Genomic DNA, 13,514 nt, shown 5'->3' on the forward strand with positions numbered 1-13,514 from the left:
TGATATGACCGCACTTTTCCAACGTTTGTCTCCATCCAGCCTTGGCGTATGCGTAATGTTGCTGGGAATGCTGATGTTTGCGCTGAATGACGCAATGGGGAAATGGCTGGTTTCCACCTATTCTCTCGGTCAGGTCATCCTTATCCGTAGCGTCGCTGCAATCGTCATACTCTTGCCTATTCTCTGGAAAGTCGGCGTCAGCGGTCTGGTGAACATCGAGCGGCGCGGCCTGCAGTTTGCGCGTGTCTGTTTCTCGACGATCGAAATTTTCTGTTTTTATTACGCCGTCATTTCACTGCCTCTGGCTGATGTGATGACCTATTGGCTGGCAGCTCCAATCTATGTTGCGGCACTGTCCCCATTCATTCTTGGCGAGAAGGTCGGCTGGCGCCGTTGGACCGCCATCGCAATCGGTTTTGTCGGTGTGATCATTGCCCTCAAGCCAAGCTCGGCAAGCCTGACGCCGGCTGCGTTTTTGTCGATTATTGGCAGTGCAGCCTTCGCCTTCATGATGATTTCCGGACGACAGCTGCGAAACACCGCCGATACCACTTTGGCATTTTGGCAGATCGTCGGAGCGTTGCTTGCTGGTGCCGTAGCACTGCTGGTGTCTTCGGATGGGTGGGTGCCGCTTGAATCCACCTTCGATATGTCGTTGTTGTGTCTGCTTGGCATTGTCGCCATGGGCGCGCATGTGCTCGTCAACCGCGCCCTTAAACTGGCCGATGCCGCAGCCGTTGCACCGCTGCAATACACGTTGTTGCTCTGGGCGGTGTTCTTTGGTTGGCTTTTCTTCAACGACATTCCACAAATGTCGATTGTGATTGGTGCAGCATTGATCGTGGTATCGGGCCTCTACATCTTCTTCCGCGAAAATGCGCTGAAGCGCAAAAAGGCAATTGCCGAATTTCCAAATGACCTCGTGTGAGGATATTTGGCAGCCACACCCGTAAAACGGGAAATGCCGGACAAATTTTGACGGGAAATAGATCGGAAAACGGCTTGTTTCCCGTTTTTGATGATATGCCGCTCGCTCGGGGGACTTGACGAAATCCCAAACTTGGCAGAGTACATAGAGGCTCGCATCACAAACTTATGATCGGGCAAGAGGAACAATGGTGCCGGGCCCCTCTGGCGAGAGTTTTACGGCGCTCTCGCGATGTCGGTACCGCCTGCAAAGCAGCCGGCGGATTTTATCCCATGAAGACAACAACCACGCTTACTGCGCGTGCCATTTGTGGCATGGCGTTTCTTGCTGCGCACGTCAGCATCTCAATTCGCGGAGAGATTTGAACATGAGCCTCTCCACAACCCAAAAATCGACCCTTTCCTACTTCAAGTGGGCCTTCATCGTCACTGTTGTTGGCCTTATTCTTGGCGGCTATCTCGGTTGGGAGATGACAGGCACCGTCAGCGGCACTGCAACGATCTTCTTCATCTGCGCAGTTCTGGCTGTTCTTGAAATCTCGCTTTCCTTCGACAACGCCATCGTCAATGCCAACAAGCTCAAGGACATGACGCCGGAATGGCAGCATCGCTTCCTGACCTGGGGTATTCTGATTGCCGTTTTCGGCATGCGTATCGTCTTCCCGCTGCTCATCGTGGTTATCGCCGCCAATGTCGGTCCATGGACTGCCATGGTCATGGCCGCGACTGAACCGGATCGTTATGCGCAGATCATGCAGGACGCACATCTGCCAATCGCGGCATTTGGCGGCACCTTCTTGATGATGGTTGGCCTGAGCTTCTTCTTCGATCACGAAAAAGATGTGCACTGGGTGCGTTGGGTTGAAGAGAAGATTTCCACCTACTCTTCCATCAAGGGCATCGAGATCGCCTTCGTTCTGGTCATCATGCTGATATTTTCGCGTATCATCGCTGACAGCAGTGATCCGAAACTCGGTCCTGAAGCAGCAAACGTCTTCTTCAGTTCGGCAATCTGGGGTCTGTTGACCTTCTTGCTGGTGGAAGTTCTCGGCGGCGTGCTCGACCGTAGCCAGCAGATGATGCAGGGTGCGGCAAAGGGCGGTTTCGGCGCGTTCCTTTACCTTGAAGTCCTGGATGCCAGCTTCTCCTTCGACGGCGTCATCGGCGCCTTCGCGCTGACTTCGAACCTGTTCATCATTGCCATCGGCCTCGGCATTGGCGCCATGTATGTGCGCTCCATGACGATCATGCTGGTTGAGAAGGGTACGCTGGCGGAATACCGTTACCTTGAGCATGGCGCATTCTATGCCATCCTCATCCTTTCGGTGATCATGTACATGCAGAGCCTGTTCCACATTCCGGAAGTCATCACCGGTCTTGGTGGCGCGGCCCTGATCGGTATCGCGCTGTGGTCTTCCATTCGCTACAACCGAAATGAACGTGCCCATGAGGCAGCGGAAGAAAAACAGGCTGCGGAAGTCTGATTTTTCAAAAGCAACGGATTGGTATGAAAATCCCGCCGCACTCCGGCGGGATTTTTTTAGGCAAATGCTTTCGCACTGCACAAATTTTGCCCGATGCCATTTCGGTGTCGGTTTGGCGTAAATCAGCACAATATGCTGAAAATACTGCACTTTTCACTTTGATACAAAACTGGCACGGTTTCTGCTTTGTAAGAAACAAGTCCAGAGGGGACGGAAAAACGCCCGCTAAAAGGGTGAAATAGACCGCCGTCGATACTTGCTGTCAGCAAGAACATCGGCGGCGGTTTTGCTTTTGCGTGTTGTGTTTATCATCACAATCAAGGAAAACGGATGCGCAGAGCCATGACCCCTGAGAGTTGGAGGGATATTTGCCGGTCGAATTTTCCGCTTCCGAGGCCTTGGGCCTGTGGCACAGGGTAACCCTGAAACAGGTTGAAACCGACGCCCGTGATTTGAGCCTAAGGCAGATGGCCGTTCTCCTGCATGTCTATCTTGTTCCTCCGCCACACACCGTCAGAGGTCTGGCGGCAGTACTTGGTGTCACCAAACCGGTGATTACCCGCGCCTTGGATACGATGGGCGACATGGGGCTGATCGACCGCGTACGCGACGAAAAAGACCGGCGCAACGTCGTCATCAAAAGGACTGTAACAGGTGCTCTTTTCCTTGAAAAATTTGGCGATATGATTATCGAGCAGGCAAGACTGCAAACAACGCCGGAAAAACGCCCATGATACTGGATCGTCGCCTACATGCATTTCGCCCGGACCTCGCCGATACAAGACTGGAGGGGCAGGTCGAAGCAACCCGTTTTGTGGCGGGTGAACCGGCGCGCATCGCGGTGCCTGTCTGTGCCTTGCGCCCATCGCCTGATCTTGCCAAGGGTATCGACACCGAACTTCTGCTCGGTGAAACCGTGCGGGTTTTTGAACGCGCAAATGGCTGGGCCTGGGTGCAGGCCGATACGGATGGTTACACCGGTTATTTGCTGGAAACGGCGCTGGGGCAGCTTGAGGCTGCAACACACCGCATCATCGCACCCAGAACCTTTCTCTATCCGGAGGCAGAACTGCGCAAGCCACCGGTAGCAGCTCTGTCCATGGGCAACACGCTGCGTTTTGTCGGTGAGGCAGAAACCCGCGGGACACGGTATCTTCTGACTGAAAAAGGTGAGGGGGTCATTGCGGCGCACTGTCTGCCGATCGGTGAAATTGTGTCTGATGATTATGTGGCCGTCGCTGTCAGATTTATCGAGACGCCATATCTTTGGGGCGGTCGCTCGGGCTTTGGCATCGATTGTTCTGGCCTTGTCCAACTGTCCCTGTCGATGACCGGCAAGACCTCATTGCGCGATACCGACATGCAGGTCAAATCACTGGGCTTTGAGATCGAGCGCGACGAACTCGGTCGTGGTGATCTGGTGTTCTGGAAGGGACATGTCGGCATTATGGAAGATGCTGAAACGCTGCTGCACGCCAACGGCCACAGCATGACAGTGGCCCGCGAGAATTTCGATGAAGCCGTCAAGCGCATTGGCTGGCTTTACGAATTTCCGACCTCCTACAAGCGGCTGTAAAAGGCGGCTTATACCGTTCACGAAATCGTTGTTGCAGGCGGCCTGTTTATGGTCGCTGCCTATCCTATATTGCGGATGTAGACGTAGCAGTAAGAGGTGGTGGCCGTGGCTGGGATATCGATGAAAGTTTGGGCGATACTGCCGCTTGTGGCGACCATTGGATTTTCATCGAGCAGCGCCAGCGCGCAGACGATCTATCAGGACGGCTTCGAGTTAAGTGCGCCGGATGCCTACCGCGATCTGCCGGGTGTAAAAGATCCCGCCACCGCAAAACCAAAGGTACGTTATACCTGCCGCAGCGAATTGCAGACCGGCTCATTCGACAAGCGGCGCTATCGCAGCATTTTCGAAGAGGACCTTCCGGTAAGTGGTTATCGCTGCGAGGGCGGCGGTCTGACCTATTGGGGATCGCAAAATCCGACCTCAAAAGACTGGTACCCCGGCATCAATCCGTCCGACGCCTACAATTGATATGATTTATTGATGCCATTTATCTTTACTGGTGGCTTGTTTCCGGCCCATGGACTTTAGTATGTCTGTTTCTGTGTAGTGACTGTGATGGCAGTTTTGCTTTCACAGTGCAGAGGGAAACCGGCCCACCGGCCGGAAGAGGGAAGCCGCAGACATGACAATGACGGACATCGCCACCCGCGTTCATAACCACGCCTGGAAGCTCGATCCGATCATTCGTAGCCTAATCGATACGGACTTCTATAAACTTCTGATGTTGCAGATGATCTGGAAACTCTATCCGGAAGTCGATGCGACATTCTCCCTGATCAATCGCACCAAGACCGTGCGCCTTGCCGACGAAATCGATGAGGCGGAACTGCGTGATCAGTTGGATCACGCTCGCACGCTTCGTCTGACCAAGAAGGAAACAATCTGGCTGGCCGGTAACTCCTTCTACGGACGCTCGCAGATTTTTGAGCCGGAATTCCTGTCCTGGCTGTCCAGCTACCAATTACCGGAATACGAACTCTCCAAGCGTGACGGCCAGTATGAGCTGAATTTCCATGGCCGCTGGATGGACACCACGTTGTGGGAAATTCCGGCACTGGCCATTATCAACGAACTGCGGTCGCGCAGCGCCATGAAATCGCTCGGCTATTTCACGCTGGACGTTCTTTATGCCCGTGCCAAGGCTAAGATGTGGTCGAAGGTCGAACGTCTGCGCGAATTGCCGGGCCTGCGCATTTCCGACTTCGGCACCCGCCGCCGTCACAGTTTCCTGTGGCAACGCTGGTGCGTGGACGCGTTGAAGGAAGGCATTGGTCCGGCCTTTACCGGCACCAGCAACGTTCTGCTGGCGATGGATTCCGATCTGGAAGCGGTTGGTACCAACGCGCATGAACTGCCGATGGTGGTCGCAGCGCTTGCCAATAATGACGAGGAACTGGCCGCCGCACCCTATCAGGTGATGAAGGACTGGAACCGCCTTTATGGTGGCAACCTGCTGATTGTTCTTCCAGACGCCTTTGGTACCGCGGCATTCCTGAAAAATGCGCCTGAATGGGTTGCTGACTGGACCGGCTTCCGTCCGGACAGCGCACCACCCATCGAGGGTGGCGAACGGATCATCGCCTGGTGGGAGAAGATGAACCGTGATCCGAAAAAGAAGCTGCTGATCTTTTCCGATGGTCTTGATGTCGATGCAATTATCGATACCTACAAACATTTTGAAGGTCGTGCCCGTATGAGCTTTGGTTGGGGTACCAACCTGACCAACGACTTTGCCGGTTGTGCCCCGAAAGAAATTGCCGGACTGAAGCCGATCTCCATCGTCTGCAAGGTCAGCGATGCCAATGGCCGGCCTGCGGTCAAGCTTTCCGACAATCCACAAAAGGCAACCGGAGAAGCGTCTGAAGTGCAGCGCTACCTGAAGTTTTTCGGTCAGGAAGACCGTAAAAATCAGGAAGTGGTTGTTTAAACCAGCCACCTGCCATCTGCTCCATTGACCCGCATGACGTGACGCCTGCTCTTGGCAGGCATCTTTCTGTGCCTATATCCATTCATGTAACAACAAAAGTAACATTATGCGAATGGAGTGAGGACATGAATGAGAAAGTGGAACCCCCGTTCAAGGGAAAGGCAGTAAGTTCCTATAATGAAGGGCCACCACGGCAGGTCCCCGGCTACAGTGATTTGCACAGGATGATCTCGCTGTTACTGACGGAAGTAACGCCGCAGGATGGCCGATTGCTGGTTCTGGGGGCAGGCGGTGGACAGGAAATCAAGGCTCTGGCCGATGCCCATGCCGGTTGGTGCTTTGATGGTGTGGATCCATCGGCCGACATGTTGCAGCTGGCAAACACGGTGATCGCAGCTCATGACAACAGGGTCCGCCTGTTCGAAGGTTACATCGAAGATGCGCCACTAGCGGCTTATGATGCAGCCACGGCTATACTAACCTACCACTTTATCGCCGAGCAGCAACGTCTCGAAACACTCGTGCAAATACGCAAACGCCTGAAAACCGGCGCGCCGTTCCTCGCGGTGCATTTGAGCTTTCGCAAAGCGAACCTGAGCGCTCGAAATGGATCGCGCGTCACGTCGCCTATGGTTTGGCAAACGGCACCGACCCGGCAAAGGTTGAAAGCGCGCGACAGGCCATTGGCACCCGGCTTTCAATCCTTTCGCCGGACGACGACGTCGCCATGATGCAGGAGGCGGGGTTTTCAAACGTGTCGCTGTTTTATGCGGGGCTCAGCATCAAGGGTTGGGTGGCCTACGCTGCTTAGCCTACAGTGGTCCAAGCCTGCCAATGGGGTGACTGTGCCGCACACAAAAATCTTCCAATTTAATCAGCCAACTTATGCAGTTCGTCTTCATTTGTCTGGCTGAGATAACAGGAAAATGGCAGTCCGGTGCTCACTCACACTGTTGCGGGTCCGCGGTGTTATGTCAGCCTTCGATGACGGCAATTGCATCCATTTCGAACAGAATGGCCGGGTTGAAGAATGCCGTTACCTGCACAAGTGTGCTGGTTGGTGGTGCCTTTAGCTGAATAAAGCGGTCCCGCACCTCTCTGAGGGTGCCGAGGTTATTCATATCTGTCAGATACATGCCCAGCTTAACGACATTGTCGAAGGTGGTACCAGCGTCAGCAAGGGCAATTTCAATGTTCTCGAACACCTTTTCGGCCTGACGTTTGAAGTCACCTTCACCGATCAGTGCACCAGTCACATCCATGGGAACCTGGCCGGAAATGAAAATTGTCTTGGCGCTGGCCGGGACAATCGCAGTGTGCGAGTAACTCGCGGTCGGCGGTAAGGTTTTTGGCGTACGAAAATCAATGAAAGAGGACATGTAAGGGTTTCCAAGTAATAGCGAAGATCGTCGTACGTGTCGGCCGATGTCCTTATGAAACCTTAGGCTCTTTGTTCAGGACTGTCTTGATGTCGGCAAAGATTGAAGCCCATTCGTCATCGGAAATATCCATCAGGCCAAACCAGCGTAATGCGAAAGCCCCTTCGGTGGCAAGAAATGCCAGCCGTGCGGCGCGCCCTTCAAGCGTCGTCACATCAAGACCTTCCGTGCGGCTCTCATACCATTTTTTGGTCGAGGCCAGATATTCGGGCGACAGCATCAGCGCCGCCATCAATCCGGCGGCCTTGTAGTTTGCCGGCTCGTCAGCCTGCCGTGTCGCCTCCACATGCGCCCAGACCTTGGCCTGCGGGTCGGGAGCCTCGCCGGCAATTTCCTGGAACTTCTGGTCGTAGGTCACGAACCAGCGGGACACCATCGCGTCGATAATCGCATCCTTGCTGGCAAAGCTGTACTGGATACCGCCCTTCGTTACGCCAAGTGACTTTGCCAGCGCATCAATTGTCAGGGCGGCGGCTCCTCGTGAGCGCACAATGTCTTCGGCGGCATTCAGAATGATCTCCCGATCGATGGTTTTCTTTCGTCCCATGCCTTGCCTCTTTTTAATTCCATACGTATGTATTTAAATAATTCACAGCTATCGTTCAACTCGCTCTTAGCGGCCATGGAGTTTTTATGCAGGCCAAAGCACGATGGGGTATTCTCGCGACTGTATCGAGTGCCTTGTTCATGATCGTGATCGATATGACGGTGTTGTACACGGCATTGCCGCGTCTGACACATGATCTCATGGCATCGTCCTCGGAAAAATTGTGGATCGTAAATGTCTATGCGCTGACCGTCGCCGGCTTACTGCCGGCATCCGGCGCGCTTGGTGACAAATTCGGCGCACGTCTGTTGTTCCTGATCGGTCTGATTATTTTTGGTGCCGCATCACTGTTCGCCGCCTTTTCACCGAACCCTGAGATGTTGATTGCCGGACGGGCGCTGCTTGCCGTTGGCGCAGCGATGATGATGCCAGCCACGCTGTCGATTATTCGCCAGACATTCACGGAGCCCGGTGAACGGGCCTTCGCGATAGGCGTCTGGGCAGCCGTTGCCTCCGGCGGTGCGGCCTTCGGACCGGTCATCGGGGGCGTGTTGCTGGAACACTTTTGGTGGGGTTCGGTTTTTCTGATCAACCTGCCCATCGTCGTGGTCGCCTTTGTCGCAACCATCCTGTTTGTTAGCCCCGGCTTGCGAAATCCGGCGCGATCATTCGATATCATTTCGGCCGTACAGATCATGATCGGTCTGGTTGCCTCAACCTATGCCGTCAAGGAACTGGCAAAGCAGGACATTTCTCTGTCGTCATTTGCCGGCTCGGCACTGCTGGGATTGGTCTTCCTAGTGCTGTTTGCCCGTCGCCAACGTCACATCGCATCTCCGTTGATTGATTTCAGCCTGTTTGCCAACCGCAATTTCCTGGCCGGCGTGATTGCTGCTGCCGTCGCCTCGGCTGCTCTTTTGGGCTTTCAGTTGGCGGTCACCCAGCGTTTCCAGCTTGTGCTCGACATGTCGCCTCTGGAGGCAGGTCTGATGGTGCTGCCCATTCCGCTTGGTGCATTTATCGCCGGCCCGTTGGCAGGCATATTGGTGGCAAAAGTGGGCGAACGGGCCGTCATGTGGCTGTCAATGGCAATCGCGGCAGCCAGCCTCGCGCTTTACTACAGTGTCATCAGCGATGGCCTCGCCTTGCAGGTTGCTGCCCTGTTTCTGATGGGCATAGGTCTCGGTGCGACAATGACCGCCGCCTCGACCGCGATCATGCTCAACGCGCCGGATCATCATGGTGGCATGGCAGCGTCGATCGAGGAAGTCTCGTTTGAACTGGGCGGTGCGATCGGTATCGCCACGCTTGGAAGTGTCCTTGCTGCGGTCTACAGCACCTCGTTTGAAACGCCTATCGGTATCAACGACGGTGCGGCCTCCGCCCGTGATGGTCTTGATGCAGCACTTCTTTTGGCTGAACGGGTTGGCGGCACTCTTGCCATTGCAGTTCGCAGTGCCGCAGAAACGGCCTTTGGCAATGCATTTGCGGCCGTGTTGATCACTGCCGTGGTGTTGCTTGGCGCGACGAGCATCGTGGTGCGAATGCTGGCACAGCACAAACACGCCGACTGAACACCGACAGTCACACTTGCCACGCTGGCTCAAAAGAAAACAACGGTGTTTGCGCACCGCTGTTTTGCCGTTTGTGCAGGTCTGTTTTGAGCCGTTAGTTTTTGCTGATCAGCCGTAGGTTCTGGCAATGTAGTGATAAAGCGCACGGATGGCCTGCGCTTCGCCACCAACCGACGAGTGCGGACGTTCATTCGGCGACCAGCCGTAAATGTCGAAGTGGGCCCATTTCTTGGTTTTCGACACAAAGCGCTTGAGGAACAAGGCGGCTGTGATCGAGCCTGCCATGCCGCCAGCCGGCGCATTGGTAATGTCGGCAGCGCGGGAGCGGATATCCTTGTCATATCCCATGTAAAGCGGCATGCGCCACATCGGGTCGTCCATGTCCATGCCCGCTTCGGCGATGTCATGAGCGAGATCTTCGTCATCGGTGTAATACGGCGCAATGTCAGGTCCGAGCGCCACGCGGGCAGCACCGGTCAGTGTTGCCATGTCAATCATCAGGTCAGGCTCGTCCTCATCGGCGTAGGCCAATGCGTCGGCCAGAATAAGCCGGCCCTCGGCGTCGGTATTGTCGATCTGTACCGTGAGACCCTTGCGGCTCTGGTAGATATCGCCCGGGCGGAAAGCATTGGCGGAAATCGAGTTCTCGACGACAGGAACGATGACGCGCAGGTTCACCTTGAGTTTGGCTTCCATGATCATCAATGCAAGGCCAAGCACATTTGCCGCCCCACCCATGTCTTTTTTCATCAACGCCATCGAAGAGGCAGGTTTAATGTCGAGACCACCGGTATCGAAGCACACGCCTTTGCCAACTAGGGTAATCGCAGGATTGCCTTTTTTGCCCCAGCGCATTTCCAGAAGACGCGGCTCGCCTTCGCTAGCACGACCCACCGCATGAATCAGCGGGAAGTTTTCACTCAACAGCTTGTCGCCAGTCACGGCGGTGACTTCCGCCTTGTAGTGGGCAGCAAGTGCACGGAAAGCCACTTCAAGCTGGTCCGGCCCCATATCGTTTGCTGGCATGTTGATGAGGTCGCGTGCCAGGAAGACGCCAGCCAGTGTCCGCTTGATGCCGGTTGCGTCGGCATCCTGCGGAATGAGCATCTTGGCCGACGAAGATTTGACGGTGCGATAGCGGTCGAACTTGTAGCTGCCAAGACCGAAACCCAGTGCGAGACGGTTCACCGTCAATGGTGCGGTTTCAATGTGCCAGTCACCCTCTGGCAGTTCGCGGGCCAGTTTGCCGGTCAGGAAAGGAAGTTCGGACGGATTGCTGCCAAGTCCGAAAAGCGCCCCACCCAGCGAACCATCGGCCGAAGGGATGAGCAGAATGGCGCCGCTTTCCGCTTTGAAACCGGCCTTGCGCGCCCAATCGAGCGCAATGGGGTCGATGGCACCTTGCTCGATATGAGCTGGCGTTACCGCAAAAACCGGCAGGGTGTTGCCCGCTTTGGCACTGAACGGTGTTGCTCTTTCGATGAACTGATACGGGGCCATGATCTGCTTTCGTAAACTTGGAGAATCAGTAAATTAACACTCTGTTAGGGTTAACAGATTATTGCTGGAGCGAAGATTGCGCCGCTTATAGGTGCAAAAGCCGTTCAACGCACGCAGGGGCAATGCCATGACTGCTGTTCACTCTGTATCTGCAGCGCGAAAAGCCATAATCAACGGCGGTGCCGTGCTTGCTTTGGCGCTAGCATTAACCGCATGCGCCTCTACCAACAAGCATGACAGGCTGACAACAGGCTCTATCCCGACAACGGCGCCAGCGCAATCATACGATAATCTCAACCAGTCTCAACTGCGGCAGGCCGAAGAAGCAGCTGGCAAAGCCTATGAACGCAATCCGAAGGATGCGCGCACGGGCATGAGCTATGCCAATCTTCTTATGATGACCGGCAAAAGCACACAGGCTCTGGCCGTGATGCAGCAGATCGCCATTGCCAACCCGGCAGACCGTAACGTGCTGGCAGCCTATGGCAAGGCGCAGGCCGGTGCTGGTCAGCTGGAGCAGGCTCTATCGACAATCGCCCGCGCGCAGACACCGGATAGACCGGACTGGCGCCTGTATTCTGCTGAAGGTGCCGTGCTGGATCAACTCGGCCGCTCGCCAGAAGCGCGCACCAAATACCGCATGGCGTTGGACTTGCAGCCCAACGAACCCAGTATTCTGTCCAACCTCGGAATGTCCTACGTCCTGTCGAGTGATCCAAGAACGGCCGAAACCTATCTGCGATCAGCCTCGCAGCAACCGGGCGCTGACAGCCGTATCCGCCAGAATCTGGCGCTGGTCGTGGGGCTCCAAGGACGTTTCGCCGAGGCCGATAACATCGCCCGGCAGGAATTGACCCAGCAGCAGGCAGAAGCAAATCTTGCTTACCTGCGCGGCATGTTGTCTCAACAAAGTTCATGGAAGCAGCTTGCCGACAAGGAAAAAACCGCAACCAATTAAGGTTGTTGTGTGTTCCAGGCCGTGGACAATTTCTCTGGAAAGTGAAATCACAGCAATAACTTGCTGAATTCTGCTCATGATTGTTTTCGGGTAATATTCTCCCGCCTTTAGCGGCATTTATACAGCCAAAAGTCGTAAGGACTTTTTAAGCAATAGGCCGTTGCGTGTTTAAAAATATTCGCTTACGTTCCTCCTGCAACGTTTCAGTGAGGGAGGAGACTCATGCGTACGCGTGCTATTGTGGCTGCATTTGCGGCTAGTGTTTTGTTGCCTGCAGGTATGGCTGGTGCAACGGATCTTGAAGTGACACACTGGTGGACATCGGGCGGGGAGGCTGCCGCGGTTGCCGAACTGGCAAAGGCGTTCGATGCGACCGGTAACAAATGGGTGGATGGTGCGATTGCCGGTTCCGGCAGTACCGCTCGACCGATCATGATCAGCCGGATCACCGGTGGCGACCCGATGGCTGCAACCCAATTCAACCACGGCAGACAGGCAGAAGAGCTTGTTCAGTCCGGATTGATGCGTGACCTGTCCGACGTTGCTGAAAAAGGCAATTGGAAAGAGGTTATCAAACCCGCAAGCCTGCTCGACAGCTGCACTATCGACGGGAAAATTTACTGCGCACCCGTCAATATTCACTCATGGCAATGGCTGTGGCTTTCCAACGCTGCCTTCAAGCAGGCCGGTGTTGAGGTTCCCAAGAACTGGACTGAATTTGTCGCTGCGGCACCTGCATTGAAGACGGCCGGTATTCAGCCGCTTGCGTTGGGTGGCCAGGCCTGGCAGGCCAACGGTCTGTTCGACACACTGGTCCTGTCACTGGGTGGCAAGGAGCTGTATGAAAAGGTCTACAAGGACAAGGATGCGGAAGCCGCTGCCGGCCCTGACATGGCCAAAATCTTTTCTGCTGCCGTAGAGGCACGCGACATGTCGCGCGGCACAAATGTGCAGGACTGGAACCAGGCAACCAACATGGTCATCACAGGCAAGGCCGGTGGCCAGGTCATGGGTGACTGGGCGCAGGGTGAATTCCAGTTGGCTGGCCAGACGGCCGGAACAGATTATTCCTGCCTGCCGGGTCTTGGCGTCAGCGACTACATCACCACAGGTGGCGACGCTTTCTACTTCCCGCTGTTGAAGGATGAGGCAAAAACCAAGGCACAGGACGTTCTGGCCGAAACGATTGTCGATCCAAAGACACAGGTTGCTTTCAACCTGAAAAAGGGTTCGTTGCCAATCCGTGGTGACGTGGACCTCGGCGTCGCAAATGATTGCATGAAGAAGGGCCTGGAAATTCTGGCCAAGGATCATGCTCTCACCAGCACCGACCAGCTTGTGTCCGCCGATACGCAAAAGCAGAAAGAAGACTTGATGGCGGAGTTTTTCGCCAGCACGTCGATGACTGCCGAAGATGCGCAGAAGCGGTTTGCAAGTATCATCAGCTCGGCTGATTGATCTGACTGGCGGTCTGTTGAACTTCGTATAGAGCTGCAGGCCGCTGCTTTACTCCTACCGGTAATGTGAGTGCTTTTCTGACATTGCCGGTGACCTCGCGGGTGCGGGCGGCCATTGGGCC

12 protein-coding genes and 1 pseudogene are annotated in these 13,514 nt (G+C 55.1%); 10 read left to right on the forward strand and 3 right to left on the reverse strand.

The window, feature by feature from the left end:
• The first annotated feature begins 4 nt into the window (after window positions 1–4).
• From PYL13_RS03550 to PYL13_RS03580, 7 genes and pseudogenes are all read left to right on the forward strand, one after another.
• The gene (locus tag PYL13_RS03550) at window positions 5–928 is read left to right on the forward strand and encodes a DMT family transporter (RefSeq protein WP_275640506.1); all 924 of its coding nucleotides are present in this window, start codon (window positions 5–7) and stop codon (window positions 926–928) included.
• A 367-nt stretch (window positions 929–1,295) separates the two neighbouring features.
• The gene (locus PYL13_RS03555; protein ID WP_275640507.1) at window positions 1,296–2,411 is read left to right on the forward strand and encodes a DUF475 domain-containing protein; all 1,116 of its coding nucleotides are present in this window, start codon (window positions 1,296–1,298) and stop codon (window positions 2,409–2,411) included.
• Between the two features lie 368 nt (window positions 2,412–2,779).
• On the forward strand, window positions 2,780–3,145 hold the full coding sequence (locus PYL13_RS03560; protein WP_275640508.1) for a MarR family winged helix-turn-helix transcriptional regulator: 366 nt from the start codon (window positions 2,780–2,782) through the stop codon (window positions 3,143–3,145).
• Entirely contained in the window at window positions 3,142–3,987 is an 846-nt protein-coding gene (locus PYL13_RS03565) for a C40 family peptidase (RefSeq protein WP_275640509.1), read from the forward strand. The genes PYL13_RS03560 and PYL13_RS03565 overlap by 4 nt, the downstream gene beginning before the upstream one ends.
• A gap of 105 nt (window positions 3,988–4,092) precedes the next feature.
• Window positions 4,093–4,458 (forward strand): hypothetical protein, encoded by a 366-nt coding sequence (locus PYL13_RS03570; protein WP_250983500.1) that lies wholly within the window; start codon window positions 4,093–4,095, stop codon window positions 4,456–4,458.
• Window positions 4,459–4,612: 154 nt separating this feature from the next.
• Window positions 4,613–5,917, forward strand: a complete 1,305-nt coding sequence (pncB, locus tag PYL13_RS03575) for a nicotinate phosphoribosyltransferase (protein WP_250983501.1) — start codon at window positions 4,613–4,615, stop codon at window positions 5,915–5,917.
• Between the two features lie 125 nt (window positions 5,918–6,042).
• Window positions 6,043–6,728 (forward strand): annotated as a pseudogene (locus PYL13_RS03580) (class I SAM-dependent methyltransferase).
• Between the two features lie 163 nt (window positions 6,729–6,891).
• On the opposite strand, the gene PYL13_RS03585 reads toward PYL13_RS03580, so the two are convergent.
• Entirely contained in the window at window positions 6,892–7,296 is a 405-nt protein-coding gene (locus PYL13_RS03585; protein WP_275640510.1) for a RidA family protein, read from the reverse strand.
• Between the two features lie 52 nt (window positions 7,297–7,348).
• A complete protein-coding gene (locus PYL13_RS03590; protein WP_275640511.1) occupies window positions 7,349–7,903 on the reverse strand; it encodes a TetR/AcrR family transcriptional regulator in 555 nt (184 codons plus the stop codon).
• An 86-nt stretch (window positions 7,904–7,989) separates the two neighbouring features.
• On the opposite strand from PYL13_RS03590, the gene PYL13_RS03595 reads away from it, so the two are divergent.
• Window positions 7,990–9,477, forward strand: a complete 1,488-nt coding sequence (locus PYL13_RS03595; RefSeq protein ID WP_275640512.1) for an MFS transporter — start codon at window positions 7,990–7,992, stop codon at window positions 9,475–9,477.
• A gap of 108 nt (window positions 9,478–9,585) precedes the next feature.
• Here PYL13_RS03595 and PYL13_RS03600 read toward each other — a convergent pair whose 3' ends face one another.
• Window positions 9,586–10,977: a leucyl aminopeptidase family protein gene (locus PYL13_RS03600; RefSeq protein WP_259147650.1), complete on the reverse strand. Its 1,392-nt coding sequence runs from the start codon at window positions 10,975–10,977 to the stop codon at window positions 9,586–9,588.
• A gap of 127 nt (window positions 10,978–11,104) precedes the next feature.
• Here PYL13_RS03600 and PYL13_RS03605 point away from each other — a divergent pair, with 127 nt between their 5' ends.
• Together PYL13_RS03605 and PYL13_RS03610 are read left to right on the forward strand one after the other, a co-directional pair.
• Entirely contained in the window at window positions 11,105–11,935 is an 831-nt protein-coding gene (locus PYL13_RS03605) for a tetratricopeptide repeat protein (RefSeq protein WP_259147649.1), read from the forward strand.
• 222 nt (window positions 11,936–12,157) lie between these two features.
• Entirely contained in the window at window positions 12,158–13,393 is a 1,236-nt protein-coding gene (locus tag PYL13_RS03610) for an ABC transporter substrate-binding protein (RefSeq protein ID WP_259147647.1), read from the forward strand.
• Window positions 13,394–13,514 lie beyond the last annotated feature (121 nt).

This window comes from Agrobacterium sp. Azo12 (assembly GCF_029193765.2).
Classification (GTDB): Bacteria; Pseudomonadota; Alphaproteobacteria; order Rhizobiales; family Rhizobiaceae; genus Agrobacterium.